This is a genomic window from Streptomyces endophytica (assembly GCF_026153355.1).
Classification (GTDB): Bacteria; Actinomycetota; Actinomycetes; order Streptomycetales; family Streptomycetaceae; genus Streptomyces; species Streptomyces endophytica.
Genome location: NZ_CP110636.1, coordinates 85,190 through 110,615, shown reverse-complemented (window position 1 = coordinate 110,615; position 25,426 = coordinate 85,190). Strand labels below are relative to the sequence as shown.

At 72.3% G+C, this 25,426-nt stretch carries 11 protein-coding genes and 6 pseudogenes; 13 read left to right on the top strand and 4 right to left on the bottom strand.

Annotation, left to right across the window (positions count from 1 at the left end; translation table 11 throughout):
• The first annotated feature begins 67 nt into the window (after positions 1-67).
• The 5 genes and pseudogenes from OJ254_RS00460 to hflX all read left to right on the top strand — a co-directional run bounded on the left by OJ254_RS00460 (position 68) and on the right by hflX (position 7,941).
• A complete protein-coding gene (locus OJ254_RS00460) occupies positions 68-703 on the top strand; it encodes a hypothetical protein (protein WP_265360804.1) in 636 nt (211 codons plus the stop codon).
• A 525-nt stretch (positions 704-1,228) separates the two neighbouring features.
• Positions 1,229-2,103: pseudogene (gene dapF / locus OJ254_RS00455) on the top strand (diaminopimelate epimerase).
• Positions 2,104-2,313: 210 nt separating this feature from the next.
• Positions 2,314-4,515, top strand: a complete 2,202-nt coding sequence (locus OJ254_RS00450) for a RelA/SpoT family protein (protein WP_265360803.1) — start codon at positions 2,314-2,316, stop codon at positions 4,513-4,515.
• Between the two features lie 152 nt (positions 4,516-4,667).
• Positions 4,668-6,305: a M1 family metallopeptidase gene (locus tag OJ254_RS00445; RefSeq protein WP_265360802.1), complete on the top strand. Its 1,638-nt coding sequence runs from the start codon at positions 4,668-4,670 to the stop codon at positions 6,303-6,305.
• 148 nt (positions 6,306-6,453) lie between these two features.
• A complete protein-coding gene (gene hflX / locus OJ254_RS00440) occupies positions 6,454-7,941 on the top strand; it encodes a GTPase HflX (protein ID WP_265360801.1) in 1,488 nt (495 codons plus the stop codon).
• 120 nt (positions 7,942-8,061) lie between these two features.
• Here the strand turns inward: hflX and OJ254_RS00435 are convergent.
• A pseudogene (locus OJ254_RS00435) lies at positions 8,062-9,299 on the bottom strand (trypsin-like serine peptidase).
• A gap of 277 nt (positions 9,300-9,576) precedes the next feature.
• On the opposite strand from OJ254_RS00435, the pseudogene OJ254_RS00430 reads away from it, so the two are divergent.
• From OJ254_RS00430 to OJ254_RS00410, 5 genes and pseudogenes are all read left to right on the top strand, one after another.
• Positions 9,577-10,954: pseudogene (locus OJ254_RS00430) on the top strand (diaminobutyrate--2-oxoglutarate transaminase family protein).
• A gap of 11 nt (positions 10,955-10,965) precedes the next feature.
• Positions 10,966-12,990, top strand: a complete 2,025-nt coding sequence (locus OJ254_RS00425) for an IucA/IucC family protein (RefSeq protein ID WP_265360800.1) — start codon at positions 10,966-10,968, stop codon at positions 12,988-12,990.
• A gap of 104 nt (positions 12,991-13,094) precedes the next feature.
• The gene (locus OJ254_RS00420) at positions 13,095-13,784 is read left to right on the top strand and encodes a GNAT family N-acetyltransferase (protein WP_265360799.1); all 690 of its coding nucleotides are present in this window, start codon (positions 13,095-13,097) and stop codon (positions 13,782-13,784) included.
• Between the two features lie 104 nt (positions 13,785-13,888).
• A pseudogene (locus tag OJ254_RS00415) lies at positions 13,889-15,654 on the top strand (IucA/IucC family protein).
• Between the two features lie 41 nt (positions 15,655-15,695).
• A pseudogene (locus OJ254_RS00410) lies at positions 15,696-17,677 on the top strand (ATP-dependent DNA helicase).
• A 136-nt stretch (positions 17,678-17,813) separates the two neighbouring features.
• Here OJ254_RS00410 and lexA read toward each other — a convergent pair.
• On the bottom strand, positions 17,814-18,617 hold the full coding sequence (gene lexA, locus OJ254_RS00405; RefSeq protein WP_265360798.1) for a transcriptional repressor LexA: 804 nt from the start codon (positions 18,615-18,617) through the stop codon (positions 17,814-17,816).
• Positions 18,618-19,095: 478 nt separating this feature from the next.
• Between lexA and nrdR the strand changes: the two genes are divergently transcribed.
• Positions 19,096-19,623: a transcriptional regulator NrdR gene (gene nrdR, locus OJ254_RS00400; protein WP_265360797.1), complete on the top strand. Its 528-nt coding sequence runs from the start codon at positions 19,096-19,098 to the stop codon at positions 19,621-19,623.
• A 123-nt stretch (positions 19,624-19,746) separates the two neighbouring features.
• On the top strand, positions 19,747-22,626 hold the full coding sequence (locus OJ254_RS00395; RefSeq protein ID WP_265360796.1) for a vitamin B12-dependent ribonucleotide reductase: 2,880 nt from the start codon (positions 19,747-19,749) through the stop codon (positions 22,624-22,626).
• Between the two features lie 70 nt (positions 22,627-22,696).
• Here the strand turns inward: OJ254_RS00395 and OJ254_RS00390 are convergent.
• Positions 22,697-23,966, bottom strand: a pseudogene (locus tag OJ254_RS00390) (MFS transporter).
• A 137-nt stretch (positions 23,967-24,103) separates the two neighbouring features.
• Between OJ254_RS00390 and OJ254_RS00385 the strand changes: the two are divergent.
• Complete coding sequence (locus OJ254_RS00385; RefSeq protein WP_265360795.1) at positions 24,104-24,670, top strand: CGNR zinc finger domain-containing protein; 567 nt, start codon at positions 24,104-24,106, stop codon at positions 24,668-24,670.
• A 70-nt stretch (positions 24,671-24,740) separates the two neighbouring features.
• Here the strand turns inward: OJ254_RS00385 and OJ254_RS00380 are convergent, their stop codons facing one another.
• The gene (locus OJ254_RS00380; RefSeq protein ID WP_341483528.1) at positions 24,741-25,349 is read right to left on the bottom strand and encodes a TerD family protein; all 609 of its coding nucleotides are present in this window, start codon (positions 25,347-25,349) and stop codon (positions 24,741-24,743) included.
• Between the last annotated feature and the right edge of the window lie 77 nt (positions 25,350-25,426).

Below are 25,426 nucleotides of genomic sequence, written 5' to 3'. Positions count from 1 at the left end.
CCTGAGGGCGTGTCATCATCGACCTTCGATCGAGGCGTGCATGCGGCAGTGGGGAGGGCACGTGGCAATGGAGGCCGGCCCTCGCAACCGAGCCCAGCAGCCGGACAACGGCGCTGACACGGACACCGACACGAACACCGACACGGCACCGCTGACCGTCGACGGCCCGCACGGCGACCTGTCCCACGACGGCTTCGCCGAGGACGGTCCGTCCGACGGCGACGCCCTCGGCAGCGACCCGCTCACCCCGTCCGACCCCCTGGGGACCTCGGTACCCCTGGGTCACCCCGATGCCCTGGACGCCACCGGGGCGCTGGACGACGCCGACGGGCCGGACGCCGCCGACGGGTCCGGTGAGGGCGGCGAGTCCTTCCGTGAGCTGCGTCCGCCGCGCCGGCTGCGGCTGTGGCAGCTCGCACCGATCGTCGGGCTGGCGGCCCTCGGCTCGCTGATGTTCGCCTTCCCGCTGGCCTTCGAGTTCGGCGGCGACGGCGGCGCGGTGATCGCGATGCTCGGCCTGCTGCTCTGCTGCTGCGCGGCCGGCTGGGGCATGATGGCCGCCCGCCGCGTCGGCCACACCTGGCCAGGACTCCCCGCCCGCGGCTCCGGCCGCCGCGCCAGCTGGCGGGTGGTGCTCCTGTACGCGCTGGTGGTGGCCGTCCCCGCGGCCCTGGCCATCTGGCGCGTGGCACGACTGCGCTGACGCGCTCCGGCCCGGGCGGCGGTGAGCCCGTCCCTCTCCCGGTGGCGGTGAATCCGTTCCCCTCCGGGTGGGCGAGAACCCGCCCCTCTCCTGGCGGCGGTGAACCCGTCCCTTTCCGGGCGGCGGTGAGCCCGTCCCTCTCCGGGTGGGGGAGAATCCGCCCCTCTCCGGCTGCACGGCGCCCCTGTCCCGGCTGCGTGGCGTCCCTGCCTCGGCTGCACGGCGTCCCTCTGACGGCTGCGCGGAATGCCACGTGTCTCTCCTGGTCTCTCCCGGCTGCTCGGAATGACGCGCTCCTCTTCTCCCCTGCCGCTTTTTCCCCGCCGCCCACCCCCCTTCGGGGGGTGGGCGGGTCAGGAGCGCACCCCCCGGGCGGGTCAGGAGCGCACCCCCCGGGCGGGTCAGGAGCGCACCCCCCCGAGCGCACCCCTCCGAGCAGACCCCCTCCGAGCAGCTCCCTCCACCCCGCCCCCGACCACCCCGCCCCCGACCACCCCTGTCACCCCCGCCCCGTACGATGCAAGGGTGACCAGTACGCAGCGGGTGCCGTTCCTCAAGGGGCACGGCACCGAGAACGACTTCGTGATCGTCCCCGACCCGGACGGCCGGCTCGACCTGCCCGCGGCCGCGGTCGCCCGGATCTGCGACCGGCGGGCCGGCCTGGGCGGTGACGGCGTGCTGCGCGCCGTACGGGCCGCCGCGCACCCGGAGGCGCGCGATCAGGCCGACGAGGCCGAGTGGTTCATGGACTACCGCAACGGCGACGGCTCGATCGCCGAGATGTGCGGCAACGGCGTCCGGGTCTTCGCGCGCTACCTCCTCCACGCCGGCCTGGTCGAGGCCGGCGACCTCGCCATCGCCACCCGAGCCGGCGTGCGCCGCGTCCACGTCGCCAAGACCGGCGACGTCACGGTCTCCATGGGGCGCGCCGAGCTGCCCGAGGAAGGCGTCGTGGTCACGCTCGGCGGCCGCAGCTGGCCGGCCCGCAACGTCAACATGGGCAATCCGCACGCGGTCGCGTTCGTCGAGGACCTGGCCCACGCCGGGGACCTGCTGGCCGTACCGCCGTTCAGCCCCGCCGCGGTTTATCCCGACGGCGTCAACATCGAGTTCGTGGTCGACCGCGGCCCCGGCACGTGGCGATGCGGGTCCACGAGCGCGGCTCGGGCGAGACCCGGTCCTGCGGCACCGGCGCCTGCGCGGTGGCCGTCGCGGCCGCCCGGAGGGACGGTCTGGACCCGGCGACGACCGGAACCCCCGTCACGTACACGGTCGATGTGCTCGGCGGCAGCCTGAGGATCACCGAGCTGACGGACGGCACGGTCGAGATGACCGGACCGGCCGAGATCGTCGCCGAGGGCACCTTCGACCCCTCCTGGCTGGCCGCCGCGCTGGCCTGACTCGGCCCACGGCAGGGAGGTCGGGCGGGGACGCTCCCCGGCCCCTCTGCAAAAACGATTCAGGCCAAAAGATTCGCTCGAACGGGTGATCCGTATCACTCTGAGCGAGAGGTGGACAGCGCTGCGTGATGGGCTCGATAGCATCAAGCACCGGCCCGGGACGCCGGAACTGGCGCGTCCCACCGCCGGTCGACGCTGCCGGAGGTGCCCATGAGCGCAGAGGCCACGAACCCTGGTAACCCTGGAGCAGCGGGCCGCGGGCGCGGCCGCCGCCGACTGGAGCTCAGAGGGCTGCGCCGCATCGGCCGCGCCGCACTCGGCCCGGCCCCCCGCGACGGCCTCCCGCACGCCCTGGAACACGTCGCCAAGGTGCACCGCCGCCACCACCCCGACGCCGACCTGGACACCCTCGCCCGGGCCTATCTGCTCGCCGAGTCCTCGCACCGCGGGCAGCTGCGCAAAAGCGGCGAGCCGTACATCACCCACCCGTTGGCCGTGACCCTGATCCTCGCCGAACTGGGCGCGGAGACCACGACGTTGACCGCCTCGTTGCTCCACGACACCGTCGAGGACACCGATCTGACGCTGGATCAGGTACGGGAACGGTTCGGCGCCGAGGTCTGCTACCTGGTCGACGGCGTCACCAAGTTGGAGAAGGTCGACTACGGCGCCGCCGCCGAGCCGGAGACCTTCCGCAAGATGCTGGTGGCGACCGGCAACGACGTCCGGGTGATGTCCATCAAGCTCGCCGACCGGCTGCACAACATGCGGACCCTCGGCGTGATGCGGCCCGAGAAACAGGCCCGGATCGCCAAGGTGACCCGCGACGTGCTGATCCCGCTGGCCGAACGCCTCGGCGTCCAGGCGCTGAAGGCCGAGCTGGAGGACCTGGTCTTCGCGATCCTGCATCCCGAGGAGTACGCCACCACCCAGGCCCTCGTCCTGGAGTACGCCGGCCGGCCCGACCCGCTCGCCGACATCGCGGAGCGGATGCGCACGGTCCTGGCCGAGGCCGGCATCGACGCCGAAGTCCTCGTCCGGCCACGGCACTTGGTCTCCGTGCACCGCGTACGGCTGGCCCGCCGCGAGCTGACCGGCGCCGACCTGGGACGGCTGCTGGTGCTGGTGGCCGAGGACGCCGACTGCTACGCCGTCCTCGGTGAGCTGCACACCTGCTTCACGCCGGTGGTCTCCGAGTTCAAGGACTTCATCGCAACGCCGAAGTTCAACCTCTACCAGTCGCTGCACACCGCCGTCACCGGCCCCTCCGGGGAAATCGGCGAGACCCTGATCCGCACCCACCAGATGCACCGGGTCGCCGAGGCCGGCGTGATCGCGCTGGGCAACCCGTACGCCCCCACGGACGGGCCCGACGCCCCCGAGGGCGAGCGGGCCGACCCGACCCGCCCCGGGTGGCTCTCCCGCCTGCTGGAGTGGCAGCGCACCACCCCCGACCCGGACACCTTCTGGACCTCGCTGCGCGACGATCTCGCCCAGGACCGGGAGATCACGGTCTTCTGCGCGGACGCGCCCTCGGACGGGGCGGAGGCCACGGACGGGGCGGCCGGCGAGGCCATCGGCCTGCCCGCCGGCGCCAGTTGTGTGGACGCGGCGTACGAACGGCACGGCGAGCGGGCGCACTGTTGCATCGGCGCGCGCGTCAACGGCCGGCTCGCCACCCTCGCCACCGTCCTGCACGACGGCGACAGCCTGCAGCTCCTGATGGCCCCGGACTCCGCCGCCGGCCCCTCGCCGGAATGGCTCGACCACGCCCGTACGCCCGCCGCGCGGCTCGCCATCGCCCGCTGGCTGTCCGGGCCCCAGGGGCCCGCCGTCGGCCCGCAGGGACCCGCCGAGACCCCTTCCGGCCCCTCGTCCGCCGGCCGGCCCGCCCCCTGCGACGAGCACCCCGCGGGGGCCCGCGCCACGCCCGGCTCGGTCCTCGCGGTCGCGGACCTGCCCGGCGCCGCGGTCCGGCTGGCCGGCTGCTGCACACCGGTGCCGCCGGACACCGTCACCGGCTTCGCCGTACGGGGCGGTGCGGTCACCGTGCACCGCGCCCTGTGCCCCGTCGTGGCCCGGATGGCGGCCACCGGACGGCAGCCGGTCGGGGTGCGCTGGCGGGGCGCGGGACAGGGCGCCCACGGCTGCCGGGTCACCCTCATGGCCGAGGCCTTCAGCCGGCCGCACCTCCTCGCCGACCTCACCGAGGCGATCGCCGCCCAGGGCGCCGCCGTGGTGTCCGCCGCCGTCGAACCCCCGCACGAACAGCGCGTGCGCCACACGTACACGCTGCACCTGCCGAACGCCGCCGGGCTGCCGTCCCTGATGCGTGCCATGCGGCAAGTGCCCGGCGTCTTCGACGTGTTGCGGGCCGGACGGGTCCGGCAGACCGCGGCGATGCGCCCCTGAGGGCGGACCGGCCACGGATGGTGACGGCCCGTCGGACGGCTGTGGGCCGTCCGGAGGACGCCCTGCGGGACAGGCGCACGGGGCACCGCCCGTTCGGGTGCCGTTTGACGGCTCGCCCACGGCGGAGGCGGCCGCGTTGGTAGCCGTAGTTCATGTCCCTTCGCTCACGCCGACCGTCCCGCGACCCCGACCGCACCGTCCCCGCGCCGCACCGTGCCCGAACCGGCCGGTTCCGGCGCTCCGGCCGCCGGGCCGCCGCACTCGGGCTGGCCGCCGTCGCCACCCTCGGCGTGGCCGAGCCGCAGCCCCTCGGGGCACAGGGCCTGGGCGACCGGCTCTTCCCCATGCTCGGCAACACCGGCTACGACGTCACGTCCTACGACGTCTCCCTGGACTACTCCGGCCACAACGACCGGCCGATGAACGCCACCACGGAGATCACCGCGCACGCCACCACCGAGCTCGACCAGCTCAACCTCGACTTCGCCCGCGGCACGGTGCGGTCCGTGAAGGTCGGCGGGCTGCCCGCCCGGTACGAGCAGCACGGCGAGGACCTGGTGGTCATCCCGTCGGTCCACGTCTCCCGGGGTCAGCAGGTCAAGATCTCCGTCCAGCACACCAGCGACCCCCGCGGCAAGACCGACGGCGGCTGGCTCCGCACCACCGACGGGCTGGCGATGGCCAACCAGGCGGACGCCGCCCACCGCGTCTTCCCCTGCAACGACCACCCCTCCGACAAGGCGTTCTTCACCTTCCGCATCACCGCGCCCCAGGAGCTGACCGCGGTCGCCAACGGCCTGCCCCTGGGGGCGTCCGGCACCCGCGCGGCACGCCGTACCTGGACGTACCGCACCGCCCACCCCATGGCCACCGAACTCGCTCAAGTCTCCATCGGGAAGTCCAGCGTGCTGTTCAAACACGGACCGCACGACCTGCCGATCCGCGACGTGGTCCCGACCGCGCACCGCGCGGTGCTCGCCAAGTGGCTGGCCAAGACGCCGGAGCAGGTCGCCTGGATGGAGCGCAAGGTCGGGCCCTACCCCTTCGAGGCGTACGGGGTGCTGATCGCCAACGCCCACACCGGCTTCGAGCTGGAGACCCAGACCCTCTCGCTCTTCGAGAAGGACCTGTTCACGGCCGAGCACCTGCCGGCCTGGTACGTGGAGTCCGTGATGGTGCACGAACTGTCACACCAGTGGTTCGGCGACAGCGTCAGCCCGCGCCGCTGGTCCGACGTCTGGCTCAACGAGGCGCACGCGACCTGGTACGAGGCGCTCTACGCCCAGGAGAAGGGCGACAGCCGGGCCAGCCTGGAGACCCGGATGCACCGGGCGTACCAGCAGTCCGACGGGTGGCGGGCCGAGGGCGGGCCGCCCGCCGCGCCCAAGGCCCCCAGCCCCGGCCAGAAGATCAGCATCTTCCGCCCCATCGTCTACGACGGCGGCGCCCTCGTCCTCTACGCCCTGCGGCAGAAAATGGGCCCGGCGGCCTTCGACCGGCTCGAACGCGAATGGGTGGCCCACCACAAGGACGGCGTGGCCGACACCGCCGACTTCACCGCGCTGGCCTCCAAGATCTCCGGGCAGAACCTCACCGGCTTCTTCCAGGAGTGGCTCTACGGCGCCCACACCCCGCCGATGCCCGGCCACCCGAAGTGGCGGCCCGGCGTGGCCGGTGACCTGGGCGAGCCGGTGAAGCCGGGGCAGCCCACGACGGGCGGACAGCCCGGCAAAACCGGCCAGCCGGTGAAGCCCGCCGGAAAACCCGCCGCGCCCGGAAAACCCGCGTGACGGCCCTACCGGGCCGTGCGACCATCATCGGGTCGGCGCCGGCAGCCCGGGAATCTCCGGGGCGTGTCGTACGTTGACACCTACGACAGTCCCGGTGGGGCCGGCCAACTGGTCCCCGTGAGGGCTTCCCAACGACACAAAGGATCAAATGACCTCCTCTTCTTCCCTTCCGCAGGACCGGCAGCGCCTCGCCGAGAGCCTTCGGGCCGACGCCCTGATGGAAGAGGACGTCGCCTGGAGCCACGAGATCGACGGGGAGCGCGACGGCGACCAGTACGACCGCTCGGACCGTGCGGCCCTGCGCCGCGTCGCGGGCCTCTCCACCGAGCTCGAGGACATCACCGAGGTCGAGTACCGCCAGCTCCGTCTGGAGCGCGTGGTGCTCGTCGGTGTGTGGACCTCCGGGACGGTGCAGGACGCGGAGAACTCCCTCGCCGAGCTCGCGGCGCTGGCCGAGACGGCCGGCGCGATGGTGCTCGACGGCGTCATCCAGCGCCGCGACAAGCCGGACCCGGCCACGTACATCGGCTCGGGCAAGGCCCTGGAGCTGCGCGACATCGTGCAGGAATCCGGCGCCGACACCGTGGTGTGTGACGGTGAGCTCTCCCCGGGCCAGCTGATCCACCTCGAGGACGTCGTCAAGGTCAAGGTGGTCGACCGGACCGCCCTGATCCTCGACATCTTCGCCCAGCACGCCAAGTCCCGCGAGGGCAAGGCGCAGGTCTCGCTGGCGCAGATGCAGTACATGCTCCCCAGGCTCCGCGGCTGGGGCCAGTCGCTGTCCCGGCAGATGGGTGGCGGTGGCTCCGGTTCGGCGGGCGGCGGTATGGCCACCCGTGGTCCCGGTGAGACCAAGATCGAGACGGACCGGCGGCGGATCCGCGAGCGGATGGCGAAGCTGCGCCGGGAGATCGCGGAGATGAAGACCGGCCGGGACATCAAGCGCCAGGAACGCCGGCGCCACAAGGTCCCCTCGGTCGCCATCGCCGGCTACACCAACGCCGGTAAGTCCTCGCTGCTCAACCGCCTCACCGGCGCCGGCGTGCTGGTGGAGAACGCCCTGTTCGCCACCCTGGACCCGACCGTCCGGCGGGCCGAGACGCCCAGCGGACGGCTCTACACCCTCGCCGACACCGTCGGCTTCGTCCGGCACCTGCCGCACCACCTCGTCGAGGCGTTCCGCTCCACGATGGAGGAGGTCGGCGACTCCGACCTGATCCTGCATGTGGTCGACGGCTCGCACCCGGTGCCGGAGGAGCAGCTGGCCGCCGTCCGCGAGGTGATCCGGGACGTCGGTGCCACGGACGTGCCCGAGATCGTGGTCGTGAACAAGGCCGACGCGGCCGACCCGCTGGTCCTCCAGCGGCTGCTGCGCCAGGAGAAGCACGCGATCGCGGTCTCGGCCCGTACGGGCCAGGGCCTCGCGGAGCTGCTGACCCTGCTCGACGAGGAGCTGCCCCGGCCGCGGGTCGAGATCGAGGTGCTGGTGCCCTACACCCAGGGCGCCCTGGTCTCGCGGGCGCACGCCGAGGGCGAGGTCCTCTCCGAGGAGCACACCGCCGAGGGCACGGTCCTCAAGGCGCGGGTGCACGAGGAACTGGCCGCCGAGTTCCGCCCGTTCGTACCGGCGGCGTAAGAGCCGGCACGTACGGCCCGCAGATACGCAAAAGGCCCGCTCCGGGAGACCGGAGCGGGCCTTCGCCGTAGTGGTGGCGGCCCGGCGGGACGGTGCCGGGCACCGCCCCACCTCAGCGGATCACTGCTTGTTCGCCCACTTCTTGCTCATGTTGTCGAAGATGGCCTTGGCCTCCGGGCCCAGGTGCGGGCCGGCCGACCAGCGGGCCGGGCGCGGACCCATCGACATGTTGGACACCAGCACCGGCTTGCCGTCGGCACCCTTGATGAACCAGGGGCCACCGGAGGAGCCACCGGTCATGGTGCAGCCGATCCGGTACATGGTCGGCTTGTTGGCGTCCATCGACAGCCGGGTCGGCTTGTCGGTGCAGCTCTGCTGCGCGGCACCGTCGAACGGCGCCTCGGCCGGGTAGCCCTGCGCGGTCAGGCTGGGGATCTTGGCCATCGCCGGGGCGTTGAAGTCGACCTGGTACGCGCCGCCGGCCATCTCCTCCAGCGACTTGCCGCCGGTGCTCTCCTCCGGCTTCACGTGCATCAGCGCGAAGTCGTACGGGGCCATCGGCACGCCCGGAACGGCGCCGCCGTCCTTGATCCACTCGCTGGACGTCGCCATGTCGTCGGCCCACCACTTGCCCGACGGGACGCGCTCCTCGAAGGGCTTGTTCTTCAACTGGCCGGCGGTGCCACCGGTCTTGTTGAAGTTCGGCACGAACATCATGTTGCGGTACCAGCCGCCGTTCTTGCCGGCGTGCACACAGTGCGCGGCGGTCCACACCAGGTTGGACTTACCGGGGTGTGCCGGGTCCTTGACGACCGTGGCGGAACAGCGCGACTCGCCCTCGGGGGTGCTGAACAGCAGCAGACCCACACCGGGAGCGGTGGCGGTGTACGGGGTCTTGACGGCCTGGGCGGGGACGGCGGCCGGCTCAGGATCCGTCTTGCCCTGGTCCTCCGAGATGTCCTCGGGCTTGCTGGGGTCCTTGGGCGGCTTGACCTTCTCGATCTTGTCGGGGTTCCAGAAGTTCTTGATGATCGGGTTGATGAACTCCCCGGCCTCCCGGAGCCACTTGTCCCGGTCCCAGTTCTTCCACTCGCCGTTCTTCCACTTGTCCAGGTCGACGCCGTGTTCCTTGAGCTTGTCCTGGATGTCCTTGGGATCTTGATCGCACCCCCACCCGTGGTGTCCGCCGCGGACTGACTGGGCTTGGCGTCCGCGTTGTCGCTGTCCGGCCCGCAGCCGGTGGCGGTGAGCGCCACTACAGCGGTGAGCGCGGCGGCGGCCAGGACGTTGGATCTGTGAGCGCGGAGCGCTCTCCTCCCGGGGCGGCGGCGGGCGACGGGCGGGAGTATGGGTCGCATGGGTGGGATCCCCCTGATGAATCGAGTGGTGTGGCTTTGAGCGGAGTCGCTCGGTTCCGGAAGTTGTCATGAACCTCAAGATCCGAGCGCAAGACCCCACTATGCCGGTGACGATGGGGACGGCGGTACTCGGGTCCCCGGTTCCAGCCCGTCAAGGATCTTGCTCCGGGCCGTGATCCGGCGTCGCCGCCGTCGTTGGTACGTACGGGGGACGGCCGGGCTGCCCGCCGGCCCGCTCGGTATGCAGCAGCTCACCAAGCAGGAGGACACAACTGCCGTGGCGTTGACCGAAACCGTGCCGGCGGCCGCGCCGCCGGCCCACGAGGGGATCCTGCGCCGACAGTCCCTGCGTGAGTCCGCAGCCCGTACGTACGCGCGCTCGCTGCCCATCGTCCCGGTGCGCGCCCGCGGGCTGACCATCGAGGGCGCCGACGGCCGGCGCTACCTCGACTGCCTCTCCGGCGCCGGCACCCTTGCCCTCGGCCACAACCACCCGGTCGTGCTGGAAGCGATCCGCACGGTCCTCGACTCCGGCGCCCCGCTGCACGTCCTCGACCTGGCCACCCCCGTCAAGGACGCCTTCACCACCGAGCTGTTCGCCACGCTGCCCAGGGAATTGGCCGAAAGGGGGCGGATCCAGTTCTGCGGTCCGGCCGGTACGGACGCCGTCGAGGCAGCCTTCAAACTCGTCCGCACCGCCACCGGCCGGGACGGCCTGATGGCCTTCTCCGGCGCCTACCACGGCATGACCGCCGAGGCGCTCGCCGCCTCCGGGGTGCCCGGGACACCAGCGTGGCCCGGCTGCCCTACCCCTACGACTACCGCTGCCCGTTCGGCACCGGCGGGGAGCGCGGCGCCGAACTCGCCGCCCGCTGGACCCAGAACCTCCTCGACGACCACAAGAGCGGGGTGCCCCGCCCGGCCGGGATGATCCTGGAACCCGTCCAGGGCGAAGGCGGGGTGATCCCCGCCCCGGACGGCTGGCTGCGGCGGATGCGGGAGCTCACCGCGGCCCGGCAGATCCCGCTGATCGTGGACGAGGTCCAGACCGGCGTCGGCCGCACCGGCACCTTCTGGGCGATCGAGCACAGCGGCATCGTCCCCGACGTGCTCGTCCTGTCGAAGGCGATCGGCGGCAGCCTGCCGCTGGCCGTGATCGTCTACCGCGAGGAACTCGACGCCTGGCAGCCCGGCGCGCACGCCGGCACCTTCCGCGGCAACCAGCTCGCCATGGCCGCGGGCCGCGCCACCCTCGCGTACGTCCGCGCCAACGGCCTCGCCGAACGCGCCGGGGAACTCGGCGCCCGGATGCTCGACCGGCTCCGCGCCCTGGCCGGCACCCACGACTGCATCGGCGACGTCCGCGGCCGCGGACTGATGCTCGGCCTCGAACTCGTCGACCCCGGCGGCGACCCCGACCCCGGCGGCGCCCGCCCCGCCCCCCGCACCTCGCCGCCGCCGTCCAGCAGGCCTGCCTGGACCGCGGCCTGATCGTCGAGCTGGGCGGCCGGCACTCCGCCGTCGTCCGGCTGCTGCCACCCCTGACCATCACCGACGAACAGGCGGACGCGATCCTCGACCGCCTCGCCGACGCCATCACGGCGGCGGTCCGCACCAACCCCGGGCCGACGGGCTCGTCCCCCACGACACTGTGAGGCACCACCCCATGAACGAACGCCCCGGCCCCGACGGCACCCCGCCCGCCGAGCGCCACCCCGACCGGCAGCACGGCGCCGGAACGATCGAGTCCGTCCCCCGCCAGCAGCGGCGCGCCCCGGAGGACGCCTGCCACCAGCCGACCCACGAGGGCCCGGACCGGGCCGCCGGTCCGCTCACCGCGCCCGCCCCCTACGACCGCGTCCCCGGCGAGCGTGACCCGCTCGACCATCCGGACCCGGCGGTCGCCGCGGACGCCGCCGGCATCGAGCACCTGCTGCGCTGCTGGCTGCGGGAGAACGGCAGCCCGCGGCCGGCCGGCGGCCGGCTCCGCCTTCCGCTGCCGGCCAGCGCCACCGCCCTGCACATCCCCGTCCGCTACTGGTCGCCCACCGGCTGGCACCGCCTGGGCGCGCCCGGCCTCGAAGGCGCCCCGGCCGGCGCCGCCCCGCTGGACGCCGTCACGCTCGCCGCGCTGCTGCGCCGCGAGGCCGCGCACGGCGGCGACCGGCGGGCCTCGGACGGCGGCGAACACCGCGTCGCCGACGGAGGGGAGCGCACGGCCCCGGAGAGCGAGCCGACCCCGGACGGCGACGGCGCCGAACTCCTCGGCAGGGTCGCCAATTCCGTCCGGAACGTCGCCGCCTTCCTCGCCGACCGGCGGGCCCGGCCCGCCGACGACCACGACGCGCTCTTCCTCGAAGCCGAACAGTCCCTGCTCCTCGGCCATCCACTGCACCCCGCCCCCAAGAGCCGGGAAGGGCTCAGCGACGCCGAGACCCGGGCCTACTCGCCCGAACTGCGCGGCGCCTTCCCGCTGCACTGGATCGCCGTGCACCACTCCGTCGTCGCCACCGACTCCGCCTGGACCGAACGCGGCAAGCCGGTCCCGGCGGAACGGCTCACCGCGCGCCTCGCCGGCGAGGGCCTGCAACTCCCGGACGAGACCGTGCCGTTGCCGCTGCACCCCTGGCAGGCCCGGGAGCTGGCCGGGCGCCCCGACCTCAGCGCCCTCCTCGATGCCGGACTGCTGCACGACCTGGGCCCGCACGGCCCGCTCTGGCACCCCACCTCCTCCGTCCGCACCGTCCACCGCCCCGACGCGGAGGCCATGCTCAAGCTCTCCCTCGGGCTGCGCATCACCAACTCCCGCCGGGAGAACCTCCGCAAGGAACTGGTCCGCGGCGTCGAGGTGCACCGGCTGCTGCGCACCGGACTCGGCGAGCAGTGGCAGGCCGCCCACCCCTGCTTCGACATCGTCCGCGACCCGGCCTACCTCGCCGTCGACGGCCCCGACGGCGAACCCGTCCAGGGCCTGGACGTCGTCATCCGCCACAACCCCTTCACCCGCACCGACGACGCCGTCTGCATCGCCGGTCTCACCTCGCCCCGCCCCTGGCCGGGCCACGCGGGCGTCCGCTCCCGCCTCGAAGACCTCGTCGGCACCCTCGCCGCCCGCACCGGACGCCCCACCGGCGCCGTCGCCACGGAGTGGTTCCTGCGCTACCTCGAAGCGGTCGTCCGGCCCCTGCTGTGGCTCGACGGCACGGCCGGGATCGTCCTGGAGGCCCACCAGCAGAACACCCTCGTGCTGCTGGACCCCGACGGCTGGCCCACCGGCGGCCGTTACCGCGACAACCAGGGCTACTACTTCCGCACCTCCCGCCGCGCCGACCTCGAACGGCGGCTGCCCGGCATCGGCGCCGTGAGCGACACCTTCGTCGCCGACGACGTCGTCGACGAACGCTTCGCCTACTACCTGGGCATCAACAACGTCCTCGGCCTCATCGGGGCCTTCGGGTCCCAGCACCTGGCCCGCGAGGAGATCCTGCTCGCCGCCTTCCGGAGGTTCCTCGCCGACGCCGCCACGGCCCCCGAAGGACACCGCTCCCCGCTCCCCGAGCAGCTGCTGGCCGCCCGCACCCTGCGCTGCAAGGCCAACCTCGCGACCCGGCTGCACGGCCTGGACGAACTCGTCGGTCCCGTCGAAACCCAGTCCGTCTACGTCACCCTGCCCAACCCCCTCGTTCCGTAGGACGCCGATCCGTCCGACCGCAGCCCCCGCCCACCGTCCCCGGCGCCGACGCCCCGCGACCCACAAGGCCACGCGGCATCCGGCCACGAGAGGAGAGCGTCGCCGTGCCATCCACCGATTCCGGCATCGACTCCAGCGCCGACCAGGCCGTCCGCCACCCGCGCACGGCGGAACGCACCACCCGGGGCACCGGCGGCCCCGGGCGGCGGCCGTCCCCCGCCGGCCCGCTCCTCGACGACCTGGCGGCCTGGGGAGCGGCCCGCACACCCGCCGGGCCGTTCCAGCTCGTCCCCGTCCGGCCCGACCGCGACCTGGAGCGGATCACCGCCTGGATGAACGACCCTGCCGTCTCGGCCTTCTGGGAGCTGGCCGGGCCGCCGGAGACCACCGCCGCCCACCTGCGCGGCCAGCTCGACGGGGACGGCCGGAGCGTGCCCTGCCTGGGCGTGCTCGACGGCGTACCGATGAGCTACTGGGAGATCTACCGCGCCGATCTCGACCCGCTCGCCCAGCACTACCCGGCACGCCCCCACGACACCGGGATCCACCTCCTCCTCGGCCGCGCCCACGACCGCGGCCGCGGCCTGGGCAGCACCCTGCTGCGCGCCACCGCCGACCTCGTGCTCGACCGCCGCCCGGACTGCGCGCGGGTCCTCGCCGAGCCCGACCTGCGCAACACCGCGTCCGTCGCGGCCTTCCTGACCGCCGGCTTCCGCTACGCCGACGAGATCGAACTCCCCGAAAAACGCGCGGCGTTGATGGTCCGCGACCGCGCCCACCGCCACCTGCTCTGACCCCGGGGCCGTCCGTCGACGGCCCCGCACCGGTCCGCCGTCCACCCCGCCGCTCCGGTTGTCCCCGTACGAGCCGGGGCGGTCCCGCTTCGAGGAGTCCCACCTTGCCTCCTGAGCCCCAGCCTTCGCAGCACGCCTGGCAGCACGCCGCCCGCCGGCTCTTCGCCAAGATCCTGGCGGAATTCGCCTACGAGGAAGTCCTCGCCCCCGAGCCCGACGGCACCGGCCCGGACGGCGTCCCCCGCTACCGGCTCCCGGTCTCCGACGGGCTCACCTACCGCTTCCGGGCCCGCCGCGGCGCCTACGGCCACTGGCGCGTCGACCCCGACTCGATCACCCCGACACCGACCCCTTCCACTTCCTCACGCACGCCCACGACACCGTCCTGGGGCTGTCCGGCGACACCACCGGCCACCTCATCCGGGAGCTGACCGCCACCCTGGCCGCCGACACCCGGCTCGACGCCACCGCGCTCAGCGCCGCCGACCTCGCCGACCTGGACTACGCCGCCCTCGAAGGCCACCAGACCGGCCACCCCTGGCTCGTCGCCAACAAAGGCCGGCTCGGCTTCTCGGCCACCGACGCGGCGACCTGGGCCCCCGAAGCGCGCACCGCCCGGCGCCTGCCCTGGCTCGCCGCGCACCACGGCATCGCCCATTACCGCGGTATCCCCACGCTGGCCACCCCCGATCGTCTCTACGGCGAGGAACTCACCCCCGCCACCCGCCACGCCTTCGCCCGCGCCATCGCCGACGAGGGCCGCGACCCCGCCGACTACCTCTTCCTCCCCGTCCACCCCTGGCAGTGGGACGAGACCATCGCCCCGCTCTTCGCCCCGCAACTCGCGGACAGATCCATCATCGCGCTGCCCACTGACAACGACCTCCGGCTGCCGCAGCAGTCGATCCGCACCTTCCTCAACATCAGCCGGCCCAAGGCCCGTACGGTCAAGCTGCCACTGTCCATCCTCAACACCCTGGTCTGGCGCGGACTGCCCACCGAGCGCACCCTCGCCGCGCCCGCGGTCACCCGCTGGGTCCACGGCCTGCGCGACGCCGACCCCTACCTGCGCGACGAGACCCGGGTGATCCTGCTCGGCGAGATTGCCTCGGTCACCGTCGAGCACCCCCTCTACGACCGGCTGCCCGGCGTCCCGTACCAGTTCAAGGAGCTACTCGGCTGCATCTGGCGGGAGCCGCTGCACGGCTGCCTCGACCCCGGCGAACGGGGCCGCACCCTGGCGGCCCTGCTGCAGACCGACCCGCAGGGCCGCGCGCTGACCGCCGAGCTGGTGCACCGCTCCGGCCTGGCCCCCCGCGACTGGCTGGCCCGCCTCTTCGCCGCGCTGCTCCCCCCGCTGCTGCACTTCCTCTACCAGTACGGCACCGTTTTCTCCCCGCACGGCGAGAACGCCATCGTGGTCTTCGACGAAAACGACGTCCCCACCCGCCTCGCGGTCAAGGACTTCGTCGACGACGTCAACACCAGCGCCCAGCCGCTGCCGGAGCACGACTCCATGCCGGAGGACGTGCGCACGGTCCTGCTCACCGAACCGCCCGGGTTCCTCACCCAGTTCATCCACTCCGGCCTGTTCGTCGGCGTCTTCCGCTACCTCGCCCCGTTGTGCGCGGACCAACTCGGCGTTCCCGAGCAGGAGTTCTGGTCACTCGTACGGGCGGAGATCCTCCGCCACCACGAGCGCTTCCCCGGCCTGAAGGAGCGGTACGAGACGTTCGACCTGCTCACCCCGCGGATCGAGCGGCTGTGCCTGAACCGCAACCGTCTGCATGTGGACGGCTACCGCGACCGCCACGAGCGCCCGCACGCCGCCGTGCACGGCACCGTCCCCAACCCCCTCCACCATCCGTGACCCGGCGCGGTGTCAGTGGTCCCGCGTAGGCTTGCAGCGCTATGACGAAGCCCTCCCTCCCCGATCTGCTCCACGCCGCCGTCACCGCCGTCGGCGGCACCGAGCGCCCCGGCCAGGTGGCGATGGCCGAGGCCGTCGCCGAGGCCGTCGACGACAGCTCCCACCTGCTGGTCCAGGCCGGCACCGGCACCGGAAAGTCCCTCGGCTATCTGGTGCCGGCGCTCGCCCACGGCGAGCGGGTGGTGGTCGCCACGGCCACCCTCGCGCTCCAGCGCCAGCTGGTGGAGCGCGATCTTCCGCGGACGGTCGACGCGCTGCACCCCCAGCTGCGCCGCCGCCCCGAGTTCGCCATGCTCAAGGGCCGCTCGAACTACCTGTGCCTGCACCGCCTCCACGAAGGCGCCCCGCAGGAAGAGGAGGACGGCCTCTTCGACGTCTTCGAGCAGGCCACACCCACCAGCAAGCTCGGCAAGGACCTGCTGCGGCTGCGGGACTGGGCGGACGAGACCGAGACCGGCGACCGCGACGCCCTCACGCCCGGCGTCTCGGACCGGGCCTGGGGCCAGGTCTCGGTCTCCTCCCGGGAGTGCCTGGGCGCCTCGAAGTGCGCGTACGGCGCGCAGTGCTTCGCCGAGGCCGCCCGGGAGCGCGCCAAGCTGGCCGACGTGGTCGTCACCAACCACGCGCTGCTGGCCATCGACGCGATCGAGGGCGCCCCGGTCCTCCCGCAGCACGAGGTCCTGATCATCGACGAGGCCCATGAGCTGGTCTCCCGGGTCACCGGCGTCGCCACCGGCGAGCTCACCCCCGGCCAGGTCAACCGCGCCGTGCGCCGGGCCGCCAAGCTCGTCAACGAAAAGGCCGCCGACCAGCTGCAGACCGCCGCCGAGACCTTCGAGCGCCTGATGGAGCTGGCCCTGCCGGGCCGCCTGGAGGAGATCCCCGAGGACCTGGGCTACTGCCTCATGGCGCTGCGCGACGCGGCCCGGGAGGTCATCTCGGCGCTCGGCTCGACCCGCGACAAATCGGTCCAGGACGAGGACGCCGTCCGCAAGCAGGCGCTCGCCTCGGTGGAGAACGTCCACGCCGTCGCCGAGCGCATTGCCAACGGCTCCGAATACGACGTGGTCTGGTATGAACGCCACGACCGCTTCGGCGCGTCCCTGCGGGTGGCGCCGCTGTCCGTCTCGGGGCTGCTGCGCGAGAAGCTCTTCGAGGACCGTTCGGTGGTCCTCACCTCCGCCACGCTCAAGCTGGGCGGCGACTTCAACGGCGTCGCGGCCTCCCTGGGCTCTCCCCGGAGGGCACCCAGCGCGAGGACGCACCCCCGTGGAAGGGCCTCGACGTCGGCTCGCCCTTCGACTACTCGAAGCAGGGCATCCTCTACGTCGCCAAGCACCTCGCCCAGCCGGGCCGGGAGGGCAGCCGCGGCGACATGCTCGACGAGCTCGCCGAGCTGATCGAGGCCGCCGGCGGGCGCACCCTGGGCCTGTTCTCGTCCATGCGGGCCGCCCAGGCCGCCGCCGAGGAGCTGCGCGGCCGACTGGACATGCCGATCCTGCTCCAGGGCGAGGAGACCCTCGGCGAGCTGATCCGGACCTTCGCCGCCGACGCCCGGACCTGCCTGTTCGGCACGCTCTCCCTCTGGCAGGGCGTCGACGTGCCGGGGCCGAACTGCCAGCTGGTGGTGATGGACCGGGTGCCGTTCCCGCGCCCGGACGATCCGCTGATGAGCGCCCGGCAGAAGGCCGTCGAGGAGGCCGGAGGCAACGGCTTCATGGCCGTGGCGGCCACCCATGCCGCGCTGCTGATGGCGCAGGGCGCCGGCCGCCTGGTCCGTGCCACGGGCGACCGCGGAGTGGTGGCCGTATTGGACCCGCGGGTCGAGCGGGCCCGCTACGGCTCGTTCCTGCGCGCCTCGATGCCCGACTTCTGGTACACCACCGACCGCAACCAGGTCCGCCGCTCCCTGGCGGCCATCGACGCGGCCGCCAAGGCGGCGGGGGAGAAGCCGGAGCAGTAACGGGCGCGCGAGCCAGGGGTACGGAGCCCTGCTGCAGGTACCGGCCCGGGGTGGGTCCGATACGCGCAGCTCCGATACGCACAGCAGGGCTCCGGGACCGGCGCAGTGGTCCCGGAGCCCGGTCGAGAGGGGTGGGTCAGACCCGCCGCAGTACGGCCACCACCTTGCCGAGGATGGTCGCCTCGTCACCGGGAATCGGCTGGTACGCGGAGTTGTGCGGCAGCAGCCACACATGGCCGTCCTCGCGCTTGAAGCGCTTCACGGTGGCCTCGCCGTCCAGCATGGCGGCGACGATGTCACCGTTCTCGGCGACCGGCTGGCGGCGGACCGTGACCCAGTCGCCGTCGCAGATCGCGGCTTCGATCATGGAGTCGCCGACGACCTTCAGGACGAACAGCTCACCGTCGCCGACGAGCTGGCGGGGGAGCGGGAAGACGTCCTCGACCGACTCCTCCGCGAGGATCGGGCCACCGGCGGCGATCCGGCCGACCAGCGGGACGTAGGACGCGGCCGGCTTGCCGGCGGTCTCCGTCGCGGCGCTGGTGGCCGTCTGGTCCGAACCGCGGACCTCGTACGCCCGCGGGCGGTGCGGGTCGCGTCGCAGGAAGCCCTTGCGCTCGAGGGCCATGAGCTGGTGGGCGACGGACGAGGTGCTGGACAGCCCGACGGCCTGGCCGATCTCCCGCATGGACGGTGGATAGCCGCGCCGCTGCACAGAATCCCGGATCACCTCGATCACCCTGCGCTGGCGGTCCGTGAGCCCCGAACTGTCCGCGCGGATTCCTGGTGGCCGGCCGGGAAGCGATCGGGCGGGCTTCTGCTCTTCGGAGTCCAACGTGGCGTCTTCCATCGGAGGCCGCGGTGCCTTTTGCGGATGTTCGAACCGGCTCTGGGAGTGGCTCTGTGCGGTGATGGTCGCGCTGTCTGCGGTGGTGGTCACGTCGGCCCCTCTCGAAATGTTCTCCCTAGTTAGCCAACGGTAGTTGCTTTCGAAAGGTTGCGCCAAACACACGTTCGAGTGAAATATTCGCTGATTGGCTGACCCGATCAAGTGGCTGGGTGTATGGCCGAGCGACGAATTTTCGCGCGCAACGGAGGGGCCGTGCGGTCGGCCCGATTGTGTCATCCCCGCCCCGCCGCACCCCCTGGTGGGTGGCGTCCCGTACCCTCGTGGGCGGCCGTCCGGCCCGCCCCCCTCGCGACACGCGGTAGGCGGATGTAAGCGGGCCGACACCACATCTAGTGGTTAGATGCGATCGGCCGCCCACAAGTTGTGGTCCCTGGTCCTTCGGGGCGCGGGGATCGCCTATGCTTGGGGCTGCTCCGAGGGCCCATGGGGACCGGCGGAGGTTATTCGTCGTGCGCCGGGATCATTGGCGTACGTACGTCCGTATAGCGAGGGTGAGGAGGGTCGAGCCATGCACTGCCCCTTCTGCAGGCACCCCGACAGCCGGGTGGTCGACAGCCGGACGACGGACGACGGGACGGCGATCCGCCGGCGCCGCCAGTGCCCTGACTGCTCCCGCCGTTTCACGACCGTTGAGACGGCGTCCCTGATGGTGATCAAGCGGAGCGGGGTCACCGAGCCCTTCAGCCGTGACAAGGTCATCGCCGGGGTGCGGAAGGCGTGCCAGGGCCGCCCGGTCACCGAGGACGCGCTCGCCAAGCTCGGCCAGCGGGTCGAGGAAGCGGTGCGTGCGACCGGCAGCGCCGAGCTGTCCACCCATGACGTCGGGCTCGCCATACTGGGCCCGCTGCAGGAACTCGACCTCGTCGCGTACCTGCGCTTCGCGTCCGTTTACCGGGCTTTTGATTCGCTCGAGGACTTCGAGGCGGCCATTGCCGAGCTGCGGGAGCAGCGCGAGCAGGGCCCGCCCGGCCCGGGCTGCGGGAGTGACGGGGAGGCCGACGCGGCCGTTCCCGTGCCCGCCACCGCCGCCGACTGAGCTCGGCGCGCATCCAGACCTGTATCGGGGCGAGAGCAGGGCGCCCCGGTAGCAGAAAGACAAACACCGTGCCACGGAATGCGTGCGCACATATGGGCGTTTGCCCGTATACAGGGAGGCGGAATGACAGAGACGACGAGCGGCCCGGCACGAGGCTCCCGCGCCAAGGGCAGCAAGGCGAGCAAGGGTCTGCGTATCGAGCGCATTCACACCACGCCCGGCGTGCATCCGTACGACGAGGTGGAATGGTCGAGCCGTGACGTCGTCATGACCAATTGGCGCGACGGCTCGGTCAATTTCGAGCAGCGTGGCGTCGAGTTCCCCGAATTCTGGTCGGTGAACGCGGTCAACATCGTCACGAGCAAGTACTTCCGCGGCGCGGTGGGCTCCCCGAGCCGGGAGTCGAGCCTCAAGCAGCTGATCGACCGCGTGGTCAAGACCTACCGCAAGAGCGGCGAGGAGAACGGATACTTCGCCTCCCCGGCGGACGCCGAGATCTTCGAGCACGAGCTGGCGTACGCCCTGCTGCACCAGGTCTTCAGCTTCAACTCCCCGGTGTGGTTCAACGTCGGCACCAAGCAGCCGCAGCAGGTCAGCGCCTGCTTCATCCTGTCCGTGGACGACTCCATGGAGTCGATCCTGGACTGGTACAAGGAAGAGGGGATGATCTTCAAGGGCGGTTCCGGTGCCGGTCTGAACCTCTCCCGCATCCGCTCCTCCAAGGAACTGCTCTCCTCCGGTGGCAACGCCTCCGGCCCGGTCTCCTTCATGCGCGGCGCCGACGCCTCCGCCGGAACGATCAAGTCCGGTGGCGCCACCCGCCGCGCGGCCAAGATGGTCGTGCTCGACGTCGACCACCCGGACGTCGAGGCCTTCATCGAGACCAAGGTGAAGGAGGAGGAGAAGATCCGCGCGCTGCGCGACGCGGGCTTCGACATGGACCTGGGCGGCGACGACATCACGTCCGTCCAGTACCAGAACGCCAACAACTCGGTCCGCGTGAACGACGAGTTCATGAAGGCCGTCGAGTCCGGCTCGAAGTTCGGCCTGCGCGGCCGCCTGACCGGTGAGGTCATCGAGGAGATCGACGCCAAGGGCCTGTTCCGCAAGATGGCGGAGGCCGCCTGGGCGTGCGCCGACCCCGGCATCCAGTACGACGACACCATCAACCACTGGCACACCTCGCCGGAGACGGGCCGGATCACCGCCTCCAACCCGTGCAGCGAGTACATGCACCTGGACAACTCCTCGTGCAACCTCGCCTCGCTCAACCTCCTGAAGTTCCTGCGCGACGACGACCTGGGCAACCAGTCCTTCGACGCCGAGCGCTTCGCCAAGGTCGTCGAGCTGGTCATCACCGCGATGGACATCTCCATCTGCTTCGCCGATTTCCCCACCCAGAAGATCGGTGAGACCACCCGCGCCTACCGCCAGCTGGGCATCGGCTACGCCAACCTGGGCGCCCTGCTGATGGCCACCGGCCACGCCTACGACTCCGACGGCGGCCGCGCGCTTGCCGGTGCCATCACCTCCCTGATGACCGGCACCTCCTACCGCCGCTCCGCCGAACTGGCCGCGGTCGTCGGCCCGTACGACGGCTACGCCCGGAACGCCGACGCCCACAAGCGCGTCATGAAGCAGCACTCGGACGCCAACGGCGCCGCGGTGCGCATGGACGACCTGGACACCCCGGTCTGGGCCGCGGCCACCGAGGCCTGGCAGGACGTGCTGCGCCTCGGCGAGAAGAACGGCTTCCGCAACGCCCAGGCGTCCGTGCTGGCCCCGACCGGCACGATCGGCCTGATGATGGACTGCGACACCACGGGTGTCGAGCCGGACCTGGCGCTGGTCAAGTTCAAGAAGCTGGTCGGCGGCGGCTCCATGCAGATCGTGAACAACACGGTCCCCAAGGCGCTCAAGCGGCTCGGCTACCAGCCCGAGCAGGTCGAGGCGATCGTCGCGCACATCGCCGACCACGGCAATGTCGTCAACGCCCCGGGCCTCAAGACGGAGCACTACGAGGTCTTCGACTGCGCCATGGGCGAGCGCTCCATCTCCCCGATGGGCCACGTCCGCATGATGGCCGCCGCCCAGCCGTTCCTCTCCGGTGCCATCTCCAAGACGGTCAACGTCCCTGAGACGGCCACCGTGGAGGAGATCGAGGACGTCTACTTCCAGGGCTGGAAGCTCGGCCTGAAGGCGCTGGCGATCTACCGCGACAACTGCAAGGTCGGCCAGCCGCTCTCCGCCAAGAAGAAGGAGGAGGAGAAGAAGGCCGCGGTCGAGCCGGTCGCCGAGAAGGTCGTCGAGTACCGCCCGGTCCGCAGGCGCCTCCCTAAGGGCCGTCCGGGGATCACCACCTCCTTCACGGTCGGCGGTGCCGAGGGCTACATGACCGCCAACTCCTACCCGGACGACGGTCTTGGCGAGGTCTTCCTGAAGATGTCCAAGCAGGGCTCGACCCTCGCGGGCATGATGGACGCCTTCTCCATCGCGGTGTCGGTCGGCCTCCAGTACGGCGTCCCGTTGGAGACCTACGTTTCGAAGTTCACCAACATGCGCTTCGAGCCGGCCGGTATGACCGACGACCCGGACGTGCGGATGGCGCAGTCGATCGTCGACTACATCTTCCGCCGCCTGGCGCTGGACTTCCTGCCGTTCGAGACCCGCTCGGCGCTCGGCATCCACTCCGTGGAGGAGCGCACGCGCCACCTGGAGACCGGCTCGTACGAGCCGTCCGAGGACGAGGTCGACGTCGAGGGCCTGGCCCAGTCGGCGCCGCGCCAGATCGACCCGCCGAAGGAGTCCACCCCGGCGGTGAAGATCGTCGAGGAGGCCGCCGCCTCGGCTCCCAAGCAGGCGCACACCAACGCCGAACTGGTCGAGATGCAGCTCGGCATCAACGCCGACGCCCCGCTGTGCTTCTCCTGCGGCACGAAGATGCAGCGCGCCGGAAGCTGCTACCTGTGCGAGGGTTGCGGGTCGACCAGCGGCTGCAGCTGAGCCTGTGACGGGCCGCCCCGGAGAGGTCTCCGGGGCGGCCCGTACGGCCCGCGCGGCGGGCCGGCAGGGCTCAAGGATGTACGGAGGGGACCGGTCGAGCGCCGGTCCCCTCCGGCGTGTTCGGGGCACCGTCGCGGCCGGTCGTCCGGGGGCGGAGCAGAGCGTGCAGGGCCGCGGCGGCCAGCTGGACCACGGCGATGCCGGCCAGGAGGAGGGCCGGCGGCAGTGCGGCCGACGCGCCGACGAGCGTCGCGCCCACGGCTGCCGCGGTGAACTTCAGCCCCCCCCAGGGTGAAGACCTGCGCCCGGGTCCGCGGTGGCGCGTGCGCGGCGCGGATGCGCAGCGTGGCGGTCAGCAACGGGCCGTCGCACACGCCCGCGAGAGCGAAGAGGGCCAGGCCGGCCATCGGGGACGGGACCAGCGCGGCGGCGGCCAGCAGCAGGCCGGTCCCGCACAGCGCGACGGTGGCGAGGCGGTGATCCGGGAGGGGTGGCTGCCGGCGCGCCACCAGCAGCGAGCCGAGGAGCGCCCCGATGGCGAACGCCGTCAACAGGGCGCCGCCTGCCCCCGGGTGTCCCCGGTGGGCGGCGAGCAGCACCGTAGTGGTGGTGAGCCCACCGAGGCCGCCGAACGCCAGACAGGTCGCCGCCGTGATGGCGCGCAGCTCACGGGTGCGCCATACGGCCGCGAGTCCGGCCATGAGGTCCGCGCGCAGCGTGGTGGCCGGTGCGGCGCCGGGCGCCGGCTGTTCCTTGTGCCCGAACGGCAGCCCGCCGGCCAGCACCGCCCCCAGGGCCGCGGCGCCCCCGAGGAGCAGGGTGGCCGCGCCCGGTGAGGCCAGTGCGGCCACCGCGCTGACCACGGCGGGTCCGGCCACCGAGGCGGCGTTGTAGACCGTCGCGTCCAGGGCGTAGGCCCGGTCGCGCGGTCCGCCCGTCGGCAGCAGAACGGCGATCAGGCTGGACAGGCCCCCGGAGACGACCGGGCCGCAAGCGCCGCCGGCCAGGGCGACGCCCAGCGTCACCGGCAGCGGGGCCCGCCCGAGGAGCTGCGACAGCGCGGCGATGGACGCGGCGAAACCGCCCAGCGCCCCGAGGTGGCACAGTCGCAGGCGGCGTACCCGGGGAGCGAGGGCGCCCACCAGGGGAGCCGCGACCACATGTGGCGCCATCCAGGCCGTGAGGACGAACGCGCCCTGCGCCGCGCTCCCGGTTCGGTCCACCGCCAGCAGGACGACCGCCACGGCCATCCCTTCATCGGCGAGGCGGGCGAAGAAGGCGGTGGCCAGATAGAGCGGTAATCCTCTGCGTCCTCCCGGGGTGGCGGGCTGCCGCGGCATACGCATCTCCAGGTTTCCGGTGAGCGGACCTTGGCCCCAAGAATGCGATGTAACGGCTTATTGACACAAGCCGTTACTCTGGAGAGGCGTGAGCGGGACCATGGGTATGCGCCAGGAGCGCGGGGAGCGGGGAGTCCGTGACGGCTGAGGCGGCGGAGGTGCGGCGTGGGTTCCGGCCCGCGGACCGGCTGAAGGATCTGGTGAACGCGGTGCGTGCCGATCCTGGGATCTCCCGGGAGGCGTTGGCCGGGTTGCTCGCGCGCCACGGTGAACGCCCGGAGGACCTCACCGAGCAGGCGTTCACCAGGGAAGACGCCGAGGGGCTGCGGGCGGCCGCGGACCGGCTCGGCGCTCTCCTCGCCGAGCCCGACGTCGACCGGGCCGCCCACGCCATCAATGCGCTGCTGGCCGAATGCGGGGCCCGTCCGCACCTCTCGCGGCACGACGGGCACACCTGGCATCTGCACATCGACCGGGGGGACGACGCGACCTGGGCCGAGTGGTTCATGGCCTCAAGTGCCCTGGCGCTGGCGCAGATCCTCACCGAATACGGCCGGATCCCCTGGGGGGAATGCGCCGCTCCGGGGTGCACCACGCTCTATCTGGGCCTCGGCCCCGGGAGCGCTCGCCGCTATTGCTCGACCGCCTGCGCGTCACGGGCTCGGGTCGCGGCGCACCGCCGCCGCAAGAGGGAGGGCGGATAGCCGCGCCCTCCATGGGGAGCGGCCCTACGGCGTTGGTCCCGTTCCAGTGGGTGCCGCAGGAACGCCTCGGTCAGTGCCCCATCAGCCGGGCGAAGTCGGCCGGTTCGGTGTCGAAGCCGCGGAGTGCGGCGTTGAAGTGCCAGCTGCCCGTCTCGTCCCGGGTGAACTCCGCGACCGTCGTCGCGGTCGACTGCGCGACCTCGGCGAAGCCGTGCGAGGCCAGGTCGGTGTAGCCCTGGCGGATGCGTACGGCCGCGTTGGCGACGTCGCCGAAGGTGATGCGGTCGTCGCCCTGTTGGATGGCCACACCGACGACCACCCGTACGTAGGTCTCGGACAGCCGGTCCAGTTCGAGCGTCATGATCTCGTCCCAGCCGAAACCCTGGCCGGTCCGGCTGTCGCGGTTGAGGTTGATGGTCCCGTCGGGTGACCTGCTGTCGAAGTGCACCAGGTAGGCCGGGTCGCCGTGGGGTGCGTCGGCCGTGTAGGGCGCCGCGACGATGTCGAGGTCATGGTCCGGCGTGCCCATCGGGCTCGGATCCCATTTGAGCGCTACTTCGACCTTCTCGATCCCTTTGTTGAGCGTGCTCACCGGGCTTCCCTTCCCTCGTCCCCCGGGGTGCGGCGCCGCCGACGCGGTCGCGCGGACGGTCCCCCGGGACTTCCCGTTGGTGACCATCGTGCCACGCCCCGTGCCCGAGGGCGCCGGGGAACTTCCCCTGGTCAGAGGTGACTTGATGGCATTCCGGTTGGCTG

Excerpts from the sequence above, each read along its gene's own strand:
- OJ254_RS00460 (WP_265360804.1), top strand. The coding sequence starts at position 68 with ATGGAGGCCGGCCCTCGCAACCGAGCCCAGCAGCCGGACAACGGCGCT.
- OJ254_RS00450 (WP_265360803.1), top strand. The coding sequence starts at position 2,314 with ATGAGCGCAGAGGCCACGAACCCTGGTAACCCTGGAGCAGCGGGCCGC.
- OJ254_RS00445 (WP_265360802.1), top strand. The coding sequence starts at position 4,668 with ATGTCCCTTCGCTCACGCCGACCGTCCCGCGACCCCGACCGCACCGTC.
- hflX (WP_265360801.1), top strand. The coding sequence starts at position 6,454 with ATGACCTCCTCTTCTTCCCTTCCGCAGGACCGGCAGCGCCTCGCCGAG.
- OJ254_RS00425 (WP_265360800.1), top strand. The coding sequence starts at position 10,966 with ATGAACGAACGCCCCGGCCCCGACGGCACCCCGCCCGCCGAGCGCCAC.
- nrdR (WP_265360797.1), top strand. The coding sequence starts at position 19,096 with ATGCACTGCCCCTTCTGCAGGCACCCCGACAGCCGGGTGGTCGACAGC.
- OJ254_RS00395 (WP_265360796.1), top strand. The coding sequence starts at position 19,747 with ATGACAGAGACGACGAGCGGCCCGGCACGAGGCTCCCGCGCCAAGGGC.
- OJ254_RS00380 (WP_341483528.1), bottom strand. The coding sequence starts at position 25,349 with ATGGTCACCAACGGGAAGTCCCGGGGGACCGTCCGCGCGACCGCGTCG.